The 19,958-nt window shown below is 70.6% G+C and carries 21 protein-coding genes; 12 read left to right on the forward strand and 9 right to left on the reverse strand.

Annotated elements, in window-relative coordinates; translation table 11 throughout:
• Nucleotides 1-32 precede the first annotated feature (32 nt).
• The 5 genes from QRX60_RS15535 to QRX60_RS15555 all read right to left on the reverse strand — a co-directional run bounded on the left by QRX60_RS15535 (nt 33) and on the right by QRX60_RS15555 (nt 5,172).
• The gene (locus QRX60_RS15535) at nt 33-917 is read right to left on the reverse strand and encodes an alpha/beta fold hydrolase (RefSeq protein ID WP_286001481.1); all 885 of its coding nucleotides are present in this window, start codon (nt 915-917) and stop codon (nt 33-35) included.
• Complete coding sequence (locus QRX60_RS15540; RefSeq protein ID WP_286001482.1) at nt 917-1,186, reverse strand: WS/DGAT domain-containing protein; 270 nt, start codon at nt 1,184-1,186, stop codon at nt 917-919. The genes QRX60_RS15535 and QRX60_RS15540 overlap by 1 nt, the downstream gene beginning before the upstream one ends.
• A complete protein-coding gene (locus tag QRX60_RS15545; RefSeq protein WP_286001483.1) occupies nt 1,069-2,085 on the reverse strand; it encodes a wax ester/triacylglycerol synthase domain-containing protein in 1,017 nt (338 codons plus the stop codon). The genes QRX60_RS15540 and QRX60_RS15545 overlap by 118 nt, the downstream gene beginning before the upstream one ends.
• Nucleotides 2,086-2,294: 209 nt before the next feature.
• Entirely contained in the window at nt 2,295-4,331 is a 2,037-nt protein-coding gene (locus QRX60_RS15550) for an ABC transporter ATP-binding protein (protein WP_332845858.1), read from the reverse strand.
• A gap of 373 nt (nt 4,332-4,704) precedes the next feature.
• Complete coding sequence (locus QRX60_RS15555; RefSeq protein ID WP_286001485.1) at nt 4,705-5,172, reverse strand: DUF1579 family protein; 468 nt, start codon at nt 5,170-5,172, stop codon at nt 4,705-4,707.
• A gap of 49 nt (nt 5,173-5,221) precedes the next feature.
• Between QRX60_RS15555 and QRX60_RS15560 the strand changes: the two genes are divergently transcribed.
• Nucleotides 5,222-5,668, forward strand: coding sequence for a MarR family winged helix-turn-helix transcriptional regulator (locus QRX60_RS15560; RefSeq protein ID WP_286001486.1), 447 nt, complete (start codon nt 5,222-5,224; stop codon nt 5,666-5,668).
• A gap of 3 nt (nt 5,669-5,671) precedes the next feature.
• Here the strand turns inward: QRX60_RS15560 and QRX60_RS15565 are convergent, their stop codons facing one another.
• Nucleotides 5,672-6,127, reverse strand: a complete 456-nt coding sequence (locus QRX60_RS15565) for a winged helix-turn-helix transcriptional regulator (protein ID WP_286001487.1) — start codon at nt 6,125-6,127, stop codon at nt 5,672-5,674.
• Between the two features lie 89 nt (nt 6,128-6,216).
• On the opposite strand from QRX60_RS15565, the gene QRX60_RS15570 reads away from it, so the two are divergent.
• Together QRX60_RS15570 and QRX60_RS15575 are read left to right on the forward strand one after the other, a co-directional pair.
• Entirely contained in the window at nt 6,217-6,804 is a 588-nt protein-coding gene (locus QRX60_RS15570; protein ID WP_286001488.1) for a dihydrofolate reductase family protein, read from the forward strand.
• Between the two features lie 13 nt (nt 6,805-6,817).
• Entirely contained in the window at nt 6,818-7,201 is a 384-nt protein-coding gene (locus QRX60_RS15575; RefSeq protein WP_286001489.1) for a TIGR03618 family F420-dependent PPOX class oxidoreductase, read from the forward strand.
• Nucleotides 7,202-7,203: 2 nt separating this feature from the next.
• Here the strand turns inward: QRX60_RS15575 and QRX60_RS15580 are convergent, their stop codons facing one another.
• Nucleotides 7,204-7,785, reverse strand: coding sequence for a TetR/AcrR family transcriptional regulator (locus tag QRX60_RS15580; RefSeq protein ID WP_286001490.1), 582 nt, complete (start codon nt 7,783-7,785; stop codon nt 7,204-7,206).
• A gap of 74 nt (nt 7,786-7,859) precedes the next feature.
• On the opposite strand from QRX60_RS15580, the gene QRX60_RS15585 reads away from it, so the two are divergent.
• The 7 genes from QRX60_RS15585 (at nt 7,860) to QRX60_RS15615 (ending at nt 17,353) form a co-directional block, all read left to right on the forward strand.
• Nucleotides 7,860-10,286: a beta-glucosidase H gene (locus QRX60_RS15585; RefSeq protein ID WP_286001491.1), complete on the forward strand. Its 2,427-nt coding sequence runs from the start codon at nt 7,860-7,862 to the stop codon at nt 10,284-10,286.
• A gap of 154 nt (nt 10,287-10,440) precedes the next feature.
• Nucleotides 10,441-11,343 carry a GNAT family N-acetyltransferase gene (locus QRX60_RS15590; RefSeq protein ID WP_286001492.1) on the forward strand — a complete coding sequence of 301 codons (903 nt, stop codon included), beginning with the start codon at nt 10,441-10,443 and terminating at the stop codon, nt 11,341-11,343.
• Between the two features lie 89 nt (nt 11,344-11,432).
• The gene (locus QRX60_RS15595) at nt 11,433-11,870 is read left to right on the forward strand and encodes a hypothetical protein (protein ID WP_286001493.1); all 438 of its coding nucleotides are present in this window, start codon (nt 11,433-11,435) and stop codon (nt 11,868-11,870) included.
• A gap of 32 nt (nt 11,871-11,902) precedes the next feature.
• Nucleotides 11,903-13,522: a 2,3-epoxybenzoyl-CoA dihydrolase gene (boxC, locus tag QRX60_RS15600; RefSeq protein WP_286001494.1), complete on the forward strand. Its 1,620-nt coding sequence runs from the start codon at nt 11,903-11,905 to the stop codon at nt 13,520-13,522.
• A gap of 5 nt (nt 13,523-13,527) precedes the next feature.
• A complete protein-coding gene (gene boxB, locus QRX60_RS15605) occupies nt 13,528-14,949 on the forward strand; it encodes a benzoyl-CoA 2,3-epoxidase subunit BoxB (RefSeq protein ID WP_286001495.1) in 1,422 nt (473 codons plus the stop codon).
• Between the two features lie 8 nt (nt 14,950-14,957).
• Nucleotides 14,958-16,502, forward strand: a complete 1,545-nt coding sequence (locus QRX60_RS15610) for a benzoate-CoA ligase family protein (RefSeq protein WP_286001496.1) — start codon at nt 14,958-14,960, stop codon at nt 16,500-16,502.
• Nucleotides 16,499-17,353 carry an amidohydrolase family protein gene (locus QRX60_RS15615; protein WP_286001497.1) on the forward strand — a complete coding sequence of 285 codons (855 nt, stop codon included), beginning with the start codon at nt 16,499-16,501 and terminating at the stop codon, nt 17,351-17,353. The genes QRX60_RS15610 and QRX60_RS15615 overlap by 4 nt, the downstream gene beginning before the upstream one ends.
• A 52-nt stretch (nt 17,354-17,405) precedes the next feature.
• Here QRX60_RS15615 and QRX60_RS15620 read toward each other — a convergent pair whose 3' ends face one another.
• Both QRX60_RS15620 and QRX60_RS15625 read right to left on the reverse strand, forming a co-directional pair.
• Nucleotides 17,406-17,786: a VOC family protein gene (locus tag QRX60_RS15620; RefSeq protein ID WP_286001498.1), complete on the reverse strand. Its 381-nt coding sequence runs from the start codon at nt 17,784-17,786 to the stop codon at nt 17,406-17,408.
• Nucleotides 17,787-17,839: 53 nt separating this feature from the next.
• Nucleotides 17,840-18,286 carry a MarR family winged helix-turn-helix transcriptional regulator gene (locus QRX60_RS15625; protein WP_286001499.1) on the reverse strand — a complete coding sequence of 149 codons (447 nt, stop codon included), beginning with the start codon at nt 18,284-18,286 and terminating at the stop codon, nt 17,840-17,842.
• An 83-nt stretch (nt 18,287-18,369) separates the two neighbouring features.
• Here QRX60_RS15625 and QRX60_RS15630 point away from each other — a divergent pair, with 83 nt between their 5' ends.
• Together QRX60_RS15630 and QRX60_RS15635 are read left to right on the forward strand one after the other, a co-directional pair.
• Nucleotides 18,370-19,335, forward strand: a complete 966-nt coding sequence (locus QRX60_RS15630) for a ring-cleaving dioxygenase (protein WP_286001500.1) — start codon at nt 18,370-18,372, stop codon at nt 19,333-19,335.
• Nucleotides 19,332-19,934, forward strand: coding sequence for an alpha/beta hydrolase (locus tag QRX60_RS15635; RefSeq protein ID WP_286001501.1), 603 nt, complete (start codon nt 19,332-19,334; stop codon nt 19,932-19,934). The genes QRX60_RS15630 and QRX60_RS15635 overlap by 4 nt, the downstream gene beginning before the upstream one ends.
• Nucleotides 19,935-19,958 lie beyond the last annotated feature (24 nt).

Below are 19,958 nucleotides of genomic sequence, written 5' to 3' on the forward strand. Positions count from 1 at the left end.
GAGATGCGCGTCCGATCACGCGAGTCACGCGCTCAATCACGCGAGATCGGCGTTTCCGCCCGGTCGGCGATCCGCGTGATGCCCGTGACCACCCGTGGCCAGACCGCGCGGGGCAGGTCGTGGCCCATGCCGGGGACGATGTCGAGGTCCGCGCCCGGGATCGCGCGGGCCGTCGCACGGCCGCCGGAGACGTTGACCAGCGGATCGCGGGCGCCGTGCACCACCAGCGCCGGTACCCGCACCTTGCGCAGCCGCGGGGCGCGGTCGCGTTCGGCCATGATCGCCGCGAGCTGGCGCAGCGTGCCGTCCGGGTGGACGCCGCGGTCGAACGTGCGCTCGGCGCGGTCCCGCATGCGTGCCTCGTCGAACGGGTAGCCGGGCGAGCCGATCAGCCGGAACGTCCGCACGAGCATCTCGACGTAGTCCGCGCGGTTGCGCGGCGGGGCGCTGAGCAGCATCGACATCGCCTTGCCGCTCGGCCGGCCGACCAGCCGCCCGCCGGTGCTGGACATGATCGACGTCAGCGACAGCACCCGCTCGGGGTGCCGGATGGCGAGGGTCTGCGCGATCATCCCGCCCATCGACGCACCGGCGACGTGCGCGGCCGGGATGCCCAGCACGTCCAGCAGCCCGGCGGCGTCGGCGGCCATGTCCGCCAGCGAGTACGGCGCGCGGTGCAGCAGGTACGCCTGCGCGAGGTTGGCCCGGCCGCGCATCCGGCTGGACCGCCCGGCGTCCCGGTTGTCGAACCGGATGACGTAAAACCCTTGTGCGGCCAGGGTTTCGCAGAACTCCTCGTCCCACCAGATCATCGGCGCGCCGAGTCCCATGACGAGCAGCAGCGGCCGCCCGCCCGCGTCGCCGAACGTCTCGTGGCACAGCTCGACGCCGTCGACCTCCGCGACGCGCTCCGTCATCAGGCCTCCCGGGTGTGCTCGGCGGCCAGCTTGGTGAGCTCGGCCAGCGCGTCGTGCAGGTGGCCGATCAGGTCCCAGACGTCCGGGATCAGCTCGCGGCACGCGACGAACCCGAAGTCCAGCTTGCCGTCGTAGGACATCACGGTGATGTTCAGCCCGCCACTCGCGTCGGTGATCGCGGACACCGGGTAGTTCGCGAGCAGACGCGCGCCCGCGAGGTACAGCGGGCGCTGCGACCCGGGGACGTTCGAGACGACGAGGTTGACCACCGGCGCATCACGCTCGCGCACAGCGCCATCACCACGTCGTTCACCGTGACGCCGAAGGCGTTCTTGACCTTCTTGACCTCGTCGAGCGGCAGCGAGCCGTACGCGAAGCGGCGGTGCGGGCTGATCGGCCCGTTGAACGGCGTGCCGGGCGCGACGAGCCGCGGCCGGTCGGCCTCGTGCCGTCCGGAGCCCTGGCGGGTGACGCGGTTGAGCACGCTGCCGGCCTTCGCGAGCAGCCCGACGCCGGGGTAGCGGCCGAGGCCGGGGACTTCGTCGAGGTGCTGGAGGAGTTTCGGCACCTGGAGGGCGGTTTTGACGGGGTGCAGCGCGAGCCGTTTCACTCCGTTGAGGGCGAGTTCCGCGCCGCTGGGCACGGGCTCCTTCTGCGGCGCTTCCGGCGGTTTCCCGGGTGGTGGCTCGGCGGTGGTGTCCATGAGCACGCCGATGAGCTCGGCCCCGGAGACGCCGTCGATGGCGCTGTGGTGGACCTTCGTGTAGACGGCGACGTGGCCGTCCCGCAGGCCGTGGATCAGGTAGGCCTCCCAGAGCGGGCGGCGCCGGTCGAGCGGCCGCGCGGTGAGCCGCGCGATCTGCTCGGCGAGCTGCCGCTCGTCGCCCGGCGCGGGGAGCGCGATCTCCCGGACGTGGTACTCGAGGTCGAACTCGGGATCGTCGATCCAGTAGGGGTGGTCGAGCCCGAGCGGCACGGGCAGCAGCCGCCACCGGAGCGGCTTGGCGAGGTGCAGCCGCGAGCCGATGAGTTCGCGCAGGTCGTCGAGGGTCAGCGTGCTGTCCGGCGCGGTCGAGGGGTCGAGGATCGAGAGGCCGCCGACGTGCCCGGTCGTGGTGGTCGATTCGGCGTTGAGGAACTGCACGTCCAGGGCGGTGAGCTGACGCATCGGGCCTCCTCGGGCTCGGCAGGCCAGTCTGCCTCGCGGGATCGGCGGGGGTAAATCCGCTGGCCGGGTGCGGGAAGTGGCGCAGGTGGCGCACCCTGTCCGCCCGCGCCGGACCGTTGCGACGGGTCGTGCCGCGGAGAGCGGAGTCGGTGGTTGTGGTCGGCGGTTGGGCTAGGCGTGGGGGTTGCGGCTGGTTCGGCGAGGGTGAGTCAGCTGGTGGCCGCGCTTAGCGTCGGGTCGCCGGCCGGTTTGGCGAAGGGCGAGTTGGGCCGGCGTGGCCCTGCGCAGCCGCGGACGTCCGGCGATGCCTCCCTCTGTTCCGGCCGTCTGGGGGCGCGGCCCGGGGTTCCCGGTGCCGGGCGTTGGGCGGCGCGGGGTGCCGGGACCTCCGTGCCGTTCCGGTACGCGCGCGCCTGGATTTCGTACAGCTCGTGGTAGGTGCCGCCGGCGCTGATCAGCTCGTCGTGGGTGCCCTGCTCGATCAGTCTTCCCTTCTCCAGCACCAGGATCCGGTCCGCCGAGCGGATGTTGGCCAGCCGGTGCGTCACCAGGACCGTCGTCCGGCGGCCGTGGTGGGACGTGCTCGCGTGCTGGAGGCCGGCGAACACCCGGGCCTCCGCGCGGGCGTCGAGCGCCGCCGTGGGTTCGTCGGCCACCAGGACCGACGCGTCGCGGTAGATGCCGCGGGCGATGCCCATGCGCTGCCACTGGCCGCCGGACAGGTCGTGGCCCTCGTCGAACTTCTTCGACAGCACCGTGTTCTCCTTGGCGGGCAAGGACTCGATCACCTCGTCCGCGCCGGAGTAGTCCACCGCTTCGCGCCACGCCCGGCTGTCCGGGTCGGCGCGGCCGAGGCGGCCCACCGTGATGTTGTTCGCCGCCGTCATCGGCCATTCCGCCGGTTCCTGGGCGATCACCGCGATGTTCGCGTGCACCGACGCCGGGTCGGCGTGCGCGAGGTCGACGTCGTCCCAGCGCACCACGCCTTCGTCCGGTGGGTAGAGCCCGGTCAGCAGCTTGCCGAGGGTGGTCTTGCCCGACCCGTTTTCCCCGACGAGCGCGACCACCTCGCCGCGCTTGATCGTCAGCGAGATGTCCCGCAGCGCCGGGCTTCCCCGGCCCGGGTAGGTGAACGTGACGCCCTCCAGCCGGATTTCGCCCGGGTCCGCGGGCGCGGTCAGCGCGGTCGGTGGCGGCTGCCGCTGCACCGACTCCACCAGCAGCTGGTTGTAGAACCCGATGTAGAACGAGTCCTCGTACAGCGAGTTGACCGCGCGCATGGTGTTGGACAGCGCCGTCGACGCCGTGCGCATCGCCAGCACCGCCGTGCCGGCCAGCGCCAGCTCCATCCCGCCGGAGTAGAGCAGCCAGCCGAGCACCAGGTACGCGACGGCGGTGCCGAACCCGGCCGCCGCCCGTCCGGTGGTCCGCACCAGGTTGCTGCGGTGCGCCAGCCGCACCTCCTCCCGCACCAGGCTGCGCGAGATGCGCCGGTACTCGCCGAGCAACGGCTCCTGCAGCGTCAGCGCGTGCCGTTCGAGGGCCATCGACCGCCAGGTGGCGACCTCTTCGACGACCGACTTGCGGATGTTGCGCCCGACCGTGTCGAGGAAGTGCCGGTAGTTCAGCTTCGCGACGCGGGCGGCGGCCCAGCCGTCGGCCGCCGCGGCGAGCAGCAGCACCGGGGCCAGCCACGGGTTGAGCAGGCCCGCCGTGAGCATCGCCGCCGCGAGCGAGATCGCCGACGACGTCAGGTCGGCCACCCGGCGCAGGCTGGTCTCGATCGCCCGGACGCCGAACCGCGCGCCCTGCCGCGCCAGTTCCCGGAAGTCCGCGTCCTCGAACGCGATCAGCCCGACGCGCACGACCGCCGCCGTCACGGCGTCGTCGGCCGCGGCGGTGACGCGTGGCCGCAGCGCTCCCTCGACGGCGGCGACGGCGGCATCGAGCAACGCGCGCGCCGCGTACGAACCGGTGACGACCGCGATCGCCGGCAGCGACTGCAGCACGCGGTCCGGGGTCGGGCCCCGTTCGAGCAGCGCGGTGAAGACGTTCGCGGTGGCCAGCAGCCCGAACGCCGTGACGCAGCCCGAGACGACGTGCACGAGGCCGGCCAGCAGTGTCAGCGGCGGTGACGTCCGCCAGGCCAAGCGCAGCACGACGGCGATCGCGGCCGGCAGCGCGCGCACGGCCTGGCCGAACCCGGCGTCGGCCACGCGTTCGTCGACGCGTGCCCACTCGGGCATCTTCACGTTCTCGACCCCGATCAGCGGGGCCGGTTCCGTGGTGTCCTGGGGTGTTCCGGCGGATCTGCGCACCCCTCCATCTGTACTCCGGGGGTCCGACAATTCCGGGCGCCCGCGCGGCGGCGGGCACCCGGCAGGCAGGTGGGACGCTAGGCCGTTCGAGTGAAAGTAAACGTTTTCACTGGGCCTTCGGCGGACTTCGGGGACACACTCGCTGCAAGGGCGGAAACGAGCAACGCGGAATAACTAACAATTGTTGTGTAATTAACCATTCGCTGGGCCGCCCGAGGTCGGCAGGTCCGCGGATGTGGTGGCGCAGACCGGAAACAGGCGACGTCCTCGTGCGAGGGGGAGGGGCGTCGCCTGTTTCCTCCTATCCGGTTTCCCGGGTGTACCGCGCGCGCAGAAATGGGCTGAATTCGCGGTCTTCGCCCATCTTGACGTCGATTTCGTGCGTCAGGGTGTCACCGTCCGGGGTGAGCCGGTGCCGGGCCACCCCGCGAGCGGTCTTCTTCTCCAGGACGAGCGTGCCGCCGGTCCAGCCGCCGCGGGCGGGTGACTCGGGCGGGAAGCCGTAGCTGTCGAAGCCGTACCAGAGCGTTTCGCCGGTCTGCGGGTCGACGGTGAAGACGTTGTGCCCCAGGAACTCCGCGCCGTCTTCGCGGTGCTGGCGGTAGTCCTGGACCAGTGCGAAACCGTTGAGCGCCAAGCGGTATTCGCAGCCCGCGCGCGCGGTCGAGGCCGGCGCCCACGGCGAAGCGGCGAGGTTCTCGGTGCCGGTCCAGTCGCCGGCGAACGCCTTCAGGGCGTCGTGCGCGGGGCCGAGGGTGGGCATGTCCATGGTCGTCTCCATTTCGACAGGTGCCTGTCAATATGTGAGACTAGCACGCATGCGATCCCTTCGAGCCGAGACGTTCACCCGGGTGATCGACGCGGTCTTCGCGTGCAACGGCGGCTTCCTGGCGGCGGGCGACGCGCTGACGGAGCCGGTCGGGCTGACGGCGGCGCAGTGGCAGGTGCTCGGCTTCCTCGAGGACGGCCCGGCGACCGCGGCGGAGGTCGCGCGCCGCCGCGGGCTGCGGCGCCAGAGCGTGCAGGAGACGGTGAACCGCCTGCTGCGCAACGGAATGCTCGACCGCCTGCCGAACCCGGCCGACGCGCGGGCGCCGCTGTTGTCGGTGACGCGGCGGGCGAAGGAGGCGCTGCGCGAGCTGGGGGCGGCGCAGACCGAGTGGGCGGAGGACGTCGCGGAATCCGTGTCCCAGGAGGACTTGGAGACGACGTTGCGCACCTTGCGGCGGCTGCGGGAGGTCGTCGCCCAGCCGCGGTTGCGCTGAGGGCTACTTCCCCGCGCCGGGGCCGGGGAGAGCGTCGATGTCGCGTGCGTGCATCGGCTCGCCGCAGTGGGTGCAGCGGAGGTCCACGGTGGTGATTTCGCCGCACGCGTGGTGCCGGTAGAGCACCGGTGGGCCGGCCTCGCCCGCGAGCCACTTGTCGCCCCAGCGGGTCATGACCATGAGCATGTCGACGAGTTCGGTGCCCTTTTCGGTCAGGACGTACTCGTAGCGCGGCCGGCGGTCGTACGGCCGCCGCTCGACGATGCCCTGGTCGACGAGGTGGTTCAGGCGCTCGGTGAGGACCTTGCGCGAGATGCCGAGGTCGGCCTGGAGCTGTTCGAACCGGCTGAAGCCGACCCACACGTCCCGCAGGATCAGCGGTGACCAGGGCTCGCCGATGACGTCGAGCGTGCGCGCGATCGAGCACGCGGCCAGTTCGCTGAAGTTCGTGCGCTGCATGAGGCCACTTTACCACTTGGGGTTCCCTTAGGGAACTTGAGCTGCTACGGTTCTGGAGTCTCCTCAAGGAACTTGGAAGGATGGTGGCGATGAGCAAGGTCTTCAGCGCCCACGCGGTGTCGGTCGACGGGTACATCACCGGCCGCGACGCCGGCCCAGGGCACGGCCTCGGCGACGGCGGCACGCTTTTCGACTGGTACACCGACGGCGACACGCAGAGCCGGGTGTTCGACTTCTTCAAGCTCAGCGAGCCGAGCGCACGCGTCTTCGACGACCTCGCCGGCCGCGTCGGCGCGGTCGTGGCGGGCCGCAACACCTACGAGGACTCGGACCACTTCGGCGGCGGCAGCCCGCACCCGGGCGCCCCGCTCTTCCTCGTCAGCCACCGGCCGGCGCCCGCATTGACCGAGCGGCAGCGCCTGTTCGGCGACGTCAAGGAGGCCATCGAAGCCGCTCGAGAAGCGGCCGGCGGGAAGGACGTCGGCCTGATGGGCGGCGGTGTCCTGACCTCGGCGCTGGCGGCGGGGCTCGTCGACGAGATCGTCCTCCACCAGGTGCCGGTCCTCCTCGGCGCCGGGCGGCCGTTCTTCCAGGAGCTGCCCGCACACGTCCGGTTGCGGCTCGTCGAAGCCGTCGCCGCGCCCGGTGTCACCCACCTCCACTACGCAGTCATCTGAAGGAGAACTCGCCATGATCGACGCCGACATCCGCCGCATCCTCTCGACGAACGTGGTGGCGCACCTCGCCACCGTCCTGCCCGACGGCGCCCCGCACTCGATCCCGCTTTGGGTCGACCCGGAGGGCGACCACATCGCGATCATGACCGGGCCGGACTCGCAGAAGGCCCGCAACCTGCGCCGCGACCCGCGGGTGGCGCTGTCCCTGACCCCGGCGGAGAACCCGTTCGAGCCGGTGATCATCCGCGGCCGCGTGGTCGAGTGGGTCGAGGGCGACGCCGCTTGGGAGATCGTCGACCGGATCGCGACGAAGTACATCGGGCAGCCCTATGGGCGTGACCAGCTGCGCGTCGTCGGGCTGATCGAGGTCGACCGGCAGCGCATCGGCATGGGCTGACCTCAGTCCGGCTTGATGCCCAGCAGCGTCAGGAACGTGCGGAATCCCGCGGACATGTCGACCTGCTCCGGGTCGAGGAGCCACTGCAGCTGCAGGCCGTCCAGGACCGCGATCGCGATCGGCGCGAGCTGTTCCGGTGTCGCCCCCGAGGGGAGCTCGTCGCGGTGGCGTTCGAGCATCTGGGTCATGCCTGCCCGCACCCGCTCGTAGCGGTCGTGGAAGTACTCGCGCGCCGGGTGGTCCTCCGTGACGCTGTCCGCCGACAGCACCGTGTACGTCTGGACGATCCCCGGCCGGGTCGCGTTGTAGTCGACCAGTTCGGCGAGCTGGTTGACCGTCATCGCCGACTCGTCGCCCGGCGGGGCGTGCCCGAAGTGCAGCAGGTCCCACTCGTCGCGGGTCTCCAGCACCGCCGTCAGCAGGTCCTCCTTCGTGGGGAAGTAGTGCATCAGTCCCTGCTGGGTCAGCCCGACGCGGTCGGCCACCGCCGCCAGCGAGGTGCCGCGATAGCCGCGTTCGGCGATCACTTCGAACGCCGCGCGGACGATGCTCGCTCGGCGGTCGGCGCCCCTGGCCCGGGTCATGATCCCGAGCCTACGGGACAAGCTGTCACGGAACCATAACGTTCACTACTCGTCGCCAGGTAGAGTAGGTGTCCATGAGCTTCGACGTCGACGCGCTGCTGGCCGAGCTCGACCTGGACGCCAAGGCGAACCTGCTCGCCGGCCAGGACGTCTGGAGCCTGCCCGCGCTCCCGCGGATCGGCCTGGAGTCCTTGGTGCTCTCGGACGGCCCGGTCGGCGTCCGCGGGGTGCGGTGGAGCCCGGACGACCCCTCGGTGACGCTCCCCAGCCCGACGGCCCTCGCCGCGAGCTGGGACCCGCGGCTGGCCGTGCGCGCCGGCCGGCTGCTCGCGCAGGAAGCCCGCCGCAAGGGTGTGCACGTCCTGCTCGCCCCCACGGTCAACCTCCAGCGCTCGCCCCTGGGCGGCCGCCACTTCGAGTGCTACTCGGAAGATCCCCTCCTCACCGGGATGATCGGCGCCGGCTACGTCACCGGCGTGCAGGACGGCGGGGTCGCCGTCACGGTCAAGCACTTCGTCGCCAACGACTTCGAGACCGAGCGCTTCACCGCCGACGTCCACGTCGGCGAGCGCGCGCTGCGCGAGCTCTACCTCGCGCCGTTCGAGCTCATCGTCCGGCGGGCGAAGCCGTGGGGGATCATGGCCGCCTACAACAGCGTCAACGGCGTCACGATGACCCAGCACGCCGAACTGCTCAACGGCGTGCTGCGCGGCGAATGGGGCTTCGACGGCTTCGTCGTCTCCGACTGGCTGGCCGCGCGCGACACCGTCGCCTCCGCCAACGGCGGCCTCGACGTCGCGATGCCCGGCCCCCGCACGGTTTTCGGGGACCAGCTCGCGGAAGCCGTGCGCGGCGGCGAAGTCGACGAAGACGTCGTCGACGAGATGGTGCGCCGCGTGCTCCTGCTGGCCCACCGGACCGGCGCGCTCGGCGGAGGTCCCGCCCCCGGGCAATCCACTGTGGACGGCGACGCGATCGCGCGCGAGGTCGCGCACCGGTCGTTCGTGTTGCTCAGCAACGAAACCGGTGTCCTCCCGCTCAAGCAACCGCAGAGCATCGCCCTGATCGGCGCGCTGGCCGCGGACCCGAAGATCCTCGGCGGTGGCAGCGCCACCGTGTTCCCCGACCACATCGTCTCCCCTCTGGACGGCCTCCGGAAGGCCGTTCCCCCGGGCACCGACCTCACGTTCGCCATCGGTGCCGATCCGCGAACGACGCTACCGCCGGCCACCGACAATTTCCGGCTCCGCGCCACCGCCAAGGCCGCGGATGGCACCCGAATGGCTGAATTTCCGCTCAGGGAAGCCAAAATCACCTGGATCGGCGAGCTGCCGAAGGGGCTCGACATGGCCACGCTCGCGTCGGTCGAGATCGAAGGCACCTACCTGCCGGAGCGAAGCGGCACGCACACCTTCGCCGTCACCGGCCCCGGCGACCTCCGCCTCACCGTCGCCGGCCAGACCCTCTTCGACGGCGTCAACCTGCCCGAAGGCGGCGACGTCTTCACGTCGATCATGCAGGTGATCGAGCAGCGCCGGGAGATCGAGCTGACGGCGGGCGAACTCGTCGACGTCAGCCTGACGTACTGGATCCCGTCGGAGATGGCGGAGTTCGCCCGCGGCACGTTCGCCTGGGTCACCTTCGCGCTCGGCCACCGCGGCCCCGTGCTCGACCCCGACGCCGCCCTCGACGAAGCCGTTGCGCTGGCGGGGAAGTCGGACGTCGCGGTCGTCGTGGTCGGCACCACCGCCGAGGTCGAAAGCGAAGGCTTCGACCGGACCTCCCTCGCCCTGCCGGGAAGGCAGGACGAACTCGTCACCAGGGTCGCGGAAGCCAACCCGAACACCGTGGTCGTCGTCAACGCCGGTTCCCCGGTGGAGCTGCCGTGGCGCGACGACGTCGCCGCGGTGCTGCTCACCTGGTTCCCCGGCCAGGCCGGCGGCGACGCGCTCGCCGACGTCCTCTTCGGCCGCGAAGAGCCCGGCGGCCGTCTGCCGACGACCTGGCCGGCGCGGCTCGAAGACGCGCCGGTCACCGACGTGACGCCGGAAGAGGGAGTGCTCGAGTACCGCGAAGGCGTCTACATCGGCTACAGCGCCTGGGCCCGCACCGACCGGCAGCCCGCGTACTGGTTCGGCCACGGCCAGGGCTACACGACCTGGGTGTACGAAGAACTCGACGTCTACCCGGACGACGAAGGCGGCGCGCGCGTCCGGGTCCGCATCCGCAACTCGGGGACGCGCAAGGGCCGCGAAGCCGTCCAGCTCTACCTGGCCCCGACCGAGCGCGGCGACCGGCCGCCCCGCTGGCTCGTGGGTTTCGCGAGCGTCGAAGCGGGACCCGGCGAGGCCGTCGAGACCGACATCGTCCTCCCCCCGAGGTCCGCCGAAGTCTGGCGCGACGGCTGGCAGCACATCGCCGGCGAGTACGTCCTGGAGGCTTCGCACTCCTACGCGCAGCCCCGGCTGAGCACGAGAGTCGTCCTCCAGAAAATCCGTTGACGCGCGACGCGGAGGCCCGCTAGCTTCAGCGGCGCACCCCGGAACGAGCGAAAGGGAGGTGGGTCCGATGATCACGCAATCGATCACGCGCTCCCACCTCGCCTCGAGGGTGCCGGGTTTCTGACCGGGAGCGCGTACTCCCGGAAGGACTTCCATGACCGATCTGGTCGTGCGCCCGCTCGAAGCGGGCGAAGAACCACTGTTCACCTCCCTGCCCGACCGCGGTCTCGTCGGCCGCAAGCTGCTCGGCAACGACTTCGCCGAGATGGCGGCCAAGGGCGAGTACCGGCCCGGCTGGGTCTGGGTCGCGCTGCGCGACGACGTCGTCGTGGCGCGGGCCGCGTGGTGGGGCGCGTCGAAGGACGAGGAACCGATCGCACTCGACTGGTTCGACTTCACCGACTTCGACGCGGGCGTCGAGCTGCTGAAGCGGGTCCCGTTGCGCGCGGAGTACTCCCTGACCACGCCGCCCGGCTGGCAGGACGACCCGGACGTCGTGCACGAGGTCACCGTCCGCGTCGAGGCGGCCGAGAAGGCGGGCTACCGCAAGCTCGTCGAGCGCCACCGGTTCTGCTGGACCCCGGAAAACGGCCTGCCGGAGAGGCCGGGACGGCTCGAGTTCCGGCCCGAGCCGGACGACGACGTGGTCCTGGACGTCTTCAGGCGGGTGCACGTCGGCAGCCTCGACGCGCACGTGCGGAAGACGATCGAGGAGCACGGACTCGACGCGGCCGCGCGCGAAGACCTCGACATCATGCGGTGGATGCCGGCCCCGCGGGACTGGTGGCGGCTGGCGTACACGCCCGAGGGCGAGCTCGTCGGGCTCACGCTGCCGAGCCGCAACGCCTACGACCCGGTGGTCGGGTACATCGCCGTCGTGCCGGAGCAGCGCGGCCGCGGCTACGCGTACGACCTGCTGGTCGAGGCCACGCACGACCTCGTCGGGTACGGGGCCGAGCAGATCGTCGCGGGCACCGACGTCGGCAACGTCCCGATGGCCAAGGCGTTCGCCAAGGCGGGCTACCCGGTCACGCAGCACCGCATCGACCTGGTGTGACGACCCCGGCGGCCGCGTCTTGCCCGGCGCGGCCGCCGCGCGGTACCGTCGCTAGAGCGATCTATCAAATCGGCTACAGGGGGCCCGGGATGGACGTTCTGCAGGAGAAGGGTCTGACGCCGCTTCGCGTGATCCTCGGCTTTTCGCTGGTCAGCACCGCGATCCACTACGCGCACAACGCCATCCGGGTCGCGGACTACCCGCAGCTGCCGGGTGTCCCGGCGACGGTGGCGGGGATCGGCGTCGCCGTCGGCTGGGTGCTGCTCACGACGTTCGGCTGGCTCGGCTACCGCGCGTACCGCCAGGGCCGCTATCCGCGGGCGCTGGCGTTCCTGCTGGTCTATTCACTCGCTGGGATGATCACGCTCGGCCACTTCCTGACCGGCGTGCCGCAGATCCCCGCGTTCTTCTTCGCGACGATCTTCACGGATGCCGCAGCGGGTCTCGCGCTCTGGGTGTTCCTCGCCTGGGCGTGGGCGACGCTCAACCGGGTGACCTCGCGAGATCAAGTTTCTACACAACATTGACGTTCGTCGAAACTATGTAGACACTCGGGTGAGTGACCACCACCACACCGGTGACCTTCGACCGCCGTCCGGACGAGTACCGCCACTGGCGCCTCCACGTCGACGGGGAGGTGGCGTGGCTGGAAATGGACGTCGACGAGCAGGGCGGGCTCGTCCCGGGCTACGAGCTCAAGCTCAACTCCTACGACCTCGGGGTCGACATCGAGCTGTACGACGCCACCCAGCGGCTGCGGTTCGAGCACCCCGAGGTCCGCGTGGTGGTGGTGACGAGCGCGAAGGACAAGGTCTTCTGCGCCGGCGCGAACATCCGGATGCTCGCCGCGTCCGAGCACCACTGGAAGGTGAACTTCTGCAAGTTCACCAACGAGACCCGCAACGGCATGGAGGACGCCACCGAGCACTCCGGCCAGACGTACGTCGCCGCGGTGAACGGCACCTGCGCCGGCGGCGGCTACGAGATCGCGCTGGCCTGCGAAAAGATCCTGCTGATCGACGACAACTCCTCCACCGTCGCGCTGCCCGAGGTGCCGCTGCTCGGTGTGCTGCCCGGTACCGGCGGCCTGACGCGCGTGGTGGACAAGCGGCGGGTCCGGCGCGACCTCGCCGACGTCTTCGCGACGCGCCCCGACGGCGTCAAGGGGAAGACCGCGGTCGACTGGCGCCTGGTGGACGAACTGGTGCCGCGCCAAGGGTTCCGCGAGGCCGTGGCCAAGCGGGCCCGGGAGATCGCGCGCGAGTCCGACCGGACCGGTGAGGGCGGCATCGAGCTGACCCCGCTCGAACATCGCTATGTCGACACGGACGTGACCAAGGACCAGGTCACGATCACCATCAAGGGGCCCGAGAACGACCCGGGTGACCTGCACGAAGAGGGCGCGAACGGCTGGTTCCTCGCGATGACCCGCGAGCTGGACGACGCGATCCTCCGGCTGCGCACCAACGAGGTCGAAGCCGGCACGTGGATCCTGAAGACCCAGGGCGACCCGGAGAAGGTGCTCGCGCACGAGCAGGCTGTCTTCGGCGCGAAGGACTGGCTGGGCAACGAGATCACGCAGTACTTCAAGCGCACGCTCAAGCGCCTCGACGTCACCAGCCGCAGCCTGATCGCGCTGATCGAGCCGGGCAGCTGCTTCGCCGGTTCGCTGCTGGAACTCGCGCTCGCCGCCGACCGCCAGTACATCCTCGACGGCCCGCCGATCGACGACGAGGACAGCGACGAGCGGGCGACGATCAGGTTGTCCGAGGCCAACTTCGGGCCGTTCCCGATGGGCAACGGCCTGACCCGCCTGCAGGCGCGCTTCCACGGCGACGACGACCACCTCGCCTGGCTCGCGCGTGAAAAGGACCACGAGCTGAGCGCGGCCGAAGCCGTCGAGCTCGGCCTGGTCACCGACGCCCCGGACGACCTCGACTGGGAGGACGAGATCCGGATCGCGCTGGAGGGCCGGGCGTCGCTTTCGCCGGACGCGCTCACCGGCCTGGAGGCCAACCACCGGTTCGTCGGTCCCGAGACCATCGAGACCAAGATCTTCGGCCGGCTGGCGGCTTGGCAGAACTGGATTTTCACCCGGCCGAACGCATCCGGGCCGGAAGGCGCGCTGCGCCGATACGGTACGGGTCAGAAGGCCGTCTTCGACAGGAAGCGGGTCTAGCGCAGATGCCCGAGAAGATCGACTACGACGCCAAGATCCCCAACAACGTCAACCTCTCGGAAGACCGGCGGCTCCAGCGCGCGCTGGAGGGCTGGCAGCCGAAGTTCATGCACTGGTGGGGCGAGATGGGCCCGACGCTGGAGACCCAGGGCGTCTACCTGCGCACCGCGGTCAGCGTCGGCCGGGAGGGGTGGGCGCACTTCGACCACGTCAACGTCCCGGACTACCGGTGGGGCATCTTCCTCGCCGAGCGCGACCCGGACCGGCGGATCGCCTTCGGGGAGCACAAGGGCGAGGAGGTCTGGCAGCAGGTGCCCGGCGAATACCGCGCCGACCTGCAGCGGCTGATCGTCATCCAGGGCGACACCGAACCGGCGTCCGTCGAGCAGCAGAAGCTCCTCGGGCTCACCGCGCCGAGCCTCTACGACCTGCGGAACCTCTTCCAGGTCAACGTCGAAGAAGGCCGGCACCTGTGGGCGATGGTGTACCTGCTGCACGCCTACTTCGGCCGCGAAGGCCGTGACGAGGCCGAAGGGCTGCTGCTGCGCAACTCCGGCAGCCCCGACGCGCCCCGCATCCTCGGCGCGTTCAACGAGGAGACCGCCGACTGGCTGGCCTTCTACATGTTCACCTACTTCACCGACCGCGACGGGAAGTACCAGCTCGGCACGCTCAAGGAGAGCTCCTTCGACCCGCTCTCGCGCACCTGCGAGTTCATGCTGAAGGAGGAGGCGCACCACATGATGGTCGGTACCACCGGCGTCGACCGCGTGGTGACCCGCAGCGCCGAGCTGATCCGTGAGCACGACACGCTCGACATCGGACCGCACGGCGGCATCCCGCTGGACATCATCCAGAAGTACATCAACTTCCACTACACCGTTTCGCTCGACCTGTTCGGCAGCGAGACGTCGACGAACGCGGCGAACTACTACACCGCCGGGCTCAAGGGCCGCTGGCAGGAGACCCGCCGCAAGGACGACCACAAGCTCACCGACGACGCCCGCACGCTGGAGAAACCGGCCGCCGACGGCACTTGGACGTCGGAGGAGATGCAGGCGATCCTGTTGCTGAACCTCGACCTGCGCAGCGAGTACGTGGCCGACTGCCAGACCGGCGTGAAGCGCTGGAACAAGATCCTCGCCGACGCCGGTGTCGATCACACGTTCCGCTTGCCGCACCCTGGCTTCAACCGCGAAGTCGGCATAAACTCCGGCCACCACGTCACTCCCGACGGCACCATCGTCGACGAGGCGACCTGGCAGGCCGGCAAGAGCAAGTGGCTGCCCACCACCGAGGACCTGACGTTCGTCCGCTCGCTCATGCACCCGGTGTACGAGCGGGGGAAGATCGCGAGCTGGGTGGCCCCGCCGCGGCAGGGCATCAACGGGAAGCCCTTCGACTACGAGTACGTCTACCTCACGTAGGAGGTCTGGTGGCGACAGGGTTCAATGCCGCGGAGTACCTGCTTTCGGCCGGGCACCCGGACGCGACCGCGGTCGTGTCTCCCCGCCGCACGCTCACCTACGCCGAGCTGGCGGCCGAGTCCCGGCGCGTCGCGGGCGGGCTCGCCGAGCTCGGCGTGCGGCCCGAAGAGCGCGTCATGTTCTGCATGGTCGACGACGTCGAGCTGCTCACCGGCATCCTCGGCGCGATGCTGGCCGGCGCGGTCGCCGTGCCGGTCTCGACCATGGTCACCGGGCTCGAGCTGGGCAAGATGCTGGCCGACTCGCGGGCGCGCCTGCTGTGCGTGTCCGGCGAGTTCGCCGAGCAGGCGGTGACCGCGCTGGGGTTCGCGCCCGAGGTCACCGACGTCCTGCTCGACCGGTCCGACGCGGCCGGGTTCGGCGTCCGGACGCACGAGTGGGCGTCGCTGAGCGGTTCGTTCCGCAGTGGACGGACGTGGGAGGACTCGCCCGCGTTGTGGCTGTACACGTCGGGGACGACGGGGCAGCCGAAGGGCGCGATGCACCGGCACGCCAGCATCCGCGCGGTGTGCGAGACGTACGCGCGCGGCGTGCTGGCGACCACTCCGGCCGACCGGTTCCTGTCCGTGCCGAAGCTCTTCTTCGCCTACGGGCTGGGGAATTCGTGCTTCTTCCCGCTCGGCGCGGGCGGGACCGCCCTGCTCGAGCCCTCGCGCCCGACTCCGGCGTTGTTCGCCAGACGGGCCCGCGAAGAAGCGCCTTCGCTGTTCTTCGCCGTCCCGACGTTCTACGCGGCGCTGCTCGCCAGCGACGTCCCGGACGACTCGTTCGCTTCGGTGCGGCACGCGGTTTCGGCGGGCGAGCCGCTGCCGGCGTCGCTGTTCGAACGGTTCCGCGCCCGCTTCGGGCTGGAGATCCTCGACGGCATCGGGTCCACCGAGGCGCTCCACATCTTCCTGTCGAACAAGCCCCGCGCGGTGCGGCCCGGCAGCACCGGCGTCCCGGTGCCCGGGTACTCCGTGCAGATCCGCGACGAGGCGGGCGCGGTGATCGACGCCGCCGGCAAGCCGGGCGAGCTGTACGTGGCCGGCCCGTCGACGGCGACCGGCTACTGGGCGCGCTACGACGCGACGAAGCACGTGTTCCAGGGCGAGTGGCTGCGGACCGGCGACAGCTACGTGCGGAACGAGGACGGCACGTACAGCTGCCTGGGCCGGTTCGGGGACATGCTGAAGGCGGGCGGGATCTGGGTGTCACCGTCCGAAGTGGAGGAACGGCTGCGGCAGCACCCGGCGGTCGCGGAGGTCGCGGTGGTCGCCGCGCCGGACGCCGACGGGCTCGACAAGCCGGTGGCGTGCGTGGTCGCGGCACCCGGTTTCGCGGTCGACCCGGACGAGCTGATCGAGTTCTGCCGCGAGGGCCTCGCGGCGTTCAAGCGCCCGCGCGGAGTGGTCGAACTGGCGGAACTGCCGAAGACGGCGACGGGCAAGATCCGCCGCAACGTGATCCGCGAGCAGGTCCGGGACGCCCTGCGGGTGGTGCCCAGCACGTGATCGACGGCTACTTCGTGGTGGACGCGCACGTCCACGCCCCCCGGCTGCCGACGCTCAAACCCGCCTGGATGCAGTGGGCGCACGACTTCGCGGGTGCGTACCCGTGGCGTTCGGTGTACGCCGAAGACGGCTCGGTGGTCCCGTCGGCGATGGACGAGCTGATGGAGTCCGAGGGCGTCGACCGGGTGCTGCTGTTCTGCGAGTACAGCCCACGGGCGACGGGGATCCAGCCCATCGAGGACAACCTGCCGCTGGTGGAGCACAATCCGACGCGGTTCCGGCTCGTGGCCAACGTCAACCCGTACCTGCACCACCCGGCGGCCACGGAGGTCGCGCGCCAGCTGGACCTGGGTGCGGTGGCGTTGAAGATCCACCCGGTGCACGGCGCGTTTTCCCCGGCGGACAAGGAGATGTACCCGGTCTACCAGCTGTGCGCCGATCGTGGGGTGCCGGTGATCCTCCACTCGGGAACGTCGAGTTTCCCGGGGTCCCGCACGAGCTTCGGGAACCCCGAGCTGATGTCCGACGTGGTCGAGGACTTCCCTTCACTGCAGTTCGTCTTCGCCCACGGCGGCCGCGGCTGGTGGTACGACGTGGCGGCTTTCCTCGCGCTGGCGCGGGAAAACGTCTGGCTGGACCTCGCCGGGCTGCCGCCGAAGAAGCTGCCGGAGTACTACCAGCGGTTCGATCTCGGCCGCCTGGCCGGGAAGTTCGTGTTCGGGACGGACTGGCCCGGGGTGCCGAGCGTGGCGAAGAACGTGCGGACGCTGATCGGGCTGGGGTGGCCCGAGGACGTCCTGAACGGCGTCCTCGGGGGCAACGCGGTGAAGCTGATGCCGTCGCTCGCCTAGGGGTCGTGAGTGAGAAGCGGTGTTCTAACCCTGTTTCTCACTCACGACGGTGTCAGGTGAGGACTTCGTGCAGGCAGAGCACATTGCCTTCGGAGTCGGTGAACCAGGCGGCCCGCTCGTTCCCCAGCTCGGCGATGTGGTCGGCCGTCTTCAGGCCCTCCAGGTCGAAGTCCTGGAACTGCACGCCGCGGTCTTCCAGGGCTCTGACCTCGGTCGAAAGGTCCGAGACCTCGAAGCTCAACGCCGTGTTCTCGCTCTGCGCGCCCGCCGGCATGGTCCGGAGCCCGATGGCACCCGCGCCCGCCGCGAAGTACAGCGTTCCGTCTTCGCCCTTCCCCGTCTGCTTCAGGCCCAGGGAGTCCGCGTAGAAGTGGCCGGCGCGTTCGCTGTCGGTCACCGGGAGCATCGTCGTGATGGTGGATTCGGTCAGCATGGCTCCCATGGTGCGCCGCGACGCGCACCGCTGTGACCACGACTTTTTCACCGTCAGCCGTTGAACGCGCGCAGTGTCCGCATCGCTTCCGCGAGTGCCGGGGCGTCGTCACCCAGCGGGGTCAGCACGATGCGGCGCAGAATCTCGGCGGCCGCCTCGCGGGCCTTGTTCGCCATCTCCAGACCGTGCTCGGTCAGGGACGCGAACGTGACGCGGCGGTCGTCCGGGCTCGGGACGCGGCAGATCAGGTCCGCCGCCACCAGGCGGTCGGCGACCTTCGTGAAACCGCCGCTGGACAGGGCCGCCTCCGTGGCCAGCTTGGTCATCGGCATCCGGTGGTCGGGCGAGCGGACCAGCCGCAGCAGGATGTCGAACGACGCGGGCGCGAGCCCGAGGCGGTCGGCGATCTCGCCCATCAGCTTGTCCTGCGTGGCCAGGTAGCCCTCGATGACCAGGCCCCACCACGTGACGATCTCGTCGTCGTCGGTCTTCGGATCCACCGGCCCAGCTTACCGGAAAGTCTGCACGGAATATATCTTGCTCGCGAGAGGTTCTGGGGTTACCTTGAATCCAGGAGGCAACCATGGCGATCAAGACGTCCGGCCTGCACCACGTCACCGCGATCGGCGGCGACCCGCAGCGCAACGCCGACTTCTACCTGCGGACCCTGGGCCTGCGGCTGGTGAAGACCACCGTGAACTTCGACGACCCGGGCACCTACCACCTCTACTACGGCGACAGCGCCGGCAAGCCCGGCTCGCTGATGACCTTCTTCCCGTGGCCCGACGCGCCGAGCGGCCGCCACGGCACCGGCCAGGCCACGACCACGTCGTTCTCGATCCCCGAGGCCTCCATCGGCTGGTGGAAGCAGCACCTGAACGCCCAGCAGATCGAAACGGGCGAGATCCGCAACGCCGACGACGAGGACACGCTCACGTTCCGTGACCCCGACGGCCTGAAACTCGCCCTCGTCGCGCACCCGCAGGGCGACCCGCGCGACCCGTGGGACACCGAGCTGGTCCCGGCCGAGCACGCGATCCGCGGCCTGCACTCGGTGACACTCTCCGTGACGAAGGAAGACGCCACCGCCGGCATGCTCACCGACGGCCTCGGCCTCAGCTTCGCCACCCAGGACAGCAACCGCCTGCGTTTCGCCGCCGGCGAGGGCGGGCCCGGCGCGCTGGTCGACGTCCTCGTGACGCCGGACGCGCCGCGCGGGCTGGTCGCCGCCGGCACCGTGCACCACGTCGCCTGGCGCGCGCCGGACGAGCCGACCCAGAAAGCCTGGCGCGAAGAGCTCGTCGACCAGGGCGTGCACGTGACGTCCATCCTGGACCGCCAGTACTTCCGCTCGATCTACTTCCGCGAGCCGGGCGGCACGCTGCTGGAGGTCGCGACCGACGAACCCGGCTTCGCCATCGACGAGCCGCTGCTGGAGCTGGGCCGCGCGCTCAAGCTGCCGCCGTGGCTCGAGCCGCGCCGCGAAGAGATCCAGCACATGCTGCCGAAGCTGAACCTCCCCGCCGAAAACAACCCGGAGCTGTCATGACGCTGGAGCACAAGTACGTCGAGGGTTCGCCGGACGCGCCGTTGCTGCTCCTGCTGCACGGCACCGGCGGCAGCCCGGACGACCTGCTCGGCCTGGCGCGCGAGCTGAGCCCGGACTCCGCCGTGCTGGCCCCGGCCGGCCCGGTGTCCGAGTACGGCGCCGCGCGCTGGTTCCGGCGGCTCGCCGAGGGCGTGTTCGATCACGAAGACGTCGTCAAGCGCGCGAACCAGCTCGCGGACTTCGTCCTCGAAGCCCGGGAGAAGTACGGGCTCGGTGACCGGCGGCTGGTCGCCGTCGGCTTCTCGAACGGCGCCAACATCGCGGCCGCGGCGACGCTGCTGCGGCCGGACGTCGTCCGCGAAGCCGCGCTGTTCGCGGCGATGTCGCCGGTCCCGGACCCGCCGGACCACGACCTGAGCGCGTCCCGCGTCTTCCTGGCCAACGGCGAACACGACCCGATGGCCCCCCTGGCGTCCACGGAGGAGCTGATCGGGCTGCTGCGCGAACGCGGGGCCGACGTCGTCACGCAGCGCCACCCCGGTGGGCACCTGATCACGCCGGACGGCGTCCGGGCAGCCCGGAAGTGGATCACGCCCTGACGTTTGTACGGGCCGTATATCGGC

The sequence above is a fragment of the Amycolatopsis mongoliensis genome, from assembly GCF_030285665.1.
In the GTDB taxonomy this organism is placed as follows: Bacteria; Actinomycetota; Actinomycetes; order Mycobacteriales; family Pseudonocardiaceae; genus Amycolatopsis; species Amycolatopsis mongoliensis.

Bases quoted from the DNA above. Each gene is read 5' to 3' on its own strand.
- boxB (WP_286001495.1), top strand. From the start codon at position 13,528: ATGCCCGAGAAGATCGACTACGACGCCAAGATCCCCAACAACGTCAAC.
- QRX60_RS15585 (WP_286001491.1), top strand. From the start codon at position 7,860: ATGAGCTTCGACGTCGACGCGCTGCTGGCCGAGCTCGACCTGGACGCC.
- QRX60_RS15580 (WP_286001490.1), bottom strand. From the start codon at position 7,785: ATGACCCGGGCCAGGGGCGCCGACCGCCGAGCGAGCATCGTCCGCGCG.
- QRX60_RS15595 (WP_286001493.1), top strand. From the start codon at position 11,433: ATGGACGTTCTGCAGGAGAAGGGTCTGACGCCGCTTCGCGTGATCCTC.
- QRX60_RS15550 (WP_332845858.1), bottom strand. From the start codon at position 4,331: ATGCCCGAGTGGGCACGCGTCGACGAACGCGTGGCCGACGCCGGGTTC.
- QRX60_RS15565 (WP_286001487.1), bottom strand. From the start codon at position 6,127: ATGCAGCGCACGAACTTCAGCGAACTGGCCGCGTGCTCGATCGCGCGC.
- QRX60_RS15545 (WP_286001483.1), bottom strand. From the start codon at position 2,085: ATGCGTCAGCTCACCGCCCTGGACGTGCAGTTCCTCAACGCCGAATCG.
- QRX60_RS15630 (WP_286001500.1), top strand. From the start codon at position 18,370: ATGGCGATCAAGACGTCCGGCCTGCACCACGTCACCGCGATCGGCGGC.
- QRX60_RS15575 (WP_286001489.1), top strand. From the start codon at position 6,818: ATGATCGACGCCGACATCCGCCGCATCCTCTCGACGAACGTGGTGGCG.
- QRX60_RS15570 (WP_286001488.1), top strand. From the start codon at position 6,217: ATGAGCAAGGTCTTCAGCGCCCACGCGGTGTCGGTCGACGGGTACATC.
- QRX60_RS15590 (WP_286001492.1), top strand. From the start codon at position 10,441: ATGACCGATCTGGTCGTGCGCCCGCTCGAAGCGGGCGAAGAACCACTG.
- QRX60_RS15620 (WP_286001498.1), bottom strand. From the start codon at position 17,786: ATGCTGACCGAATCCACCATCACGACGATGCTCCCGGTGACCGACAGC.
- QRX60_RS15535 (WP_286001481.1), bottom strand. From the start codon at position 917: ATGACGGAGCGCGTCGCGGAGGTCGACGGCGTCGAGCTGTGCCACGAG.
- QRX60_RS15560 (WP_286001486.1), top strand. From the start codon at position 5,222: ATGCGATCCCTTCGAGCCGAGACGTTCACCCGGGTGATCGACGCGGTC.
- QRX60_RS15555 (WP_286001485.1), bottom strand. From the start codon at position 5,172: ATGGACATGCCCACCCTCGGCCCCGCGCACGACGCCCTGAAGGCGTTC.
- QRX60_RS15635 (WP_286001501.1), top strand. From the start codon at position 19,332: ATGACGCTGGAGCACAAGTACGTCGAGGGTTCGCCGGACGCGCCGTTG.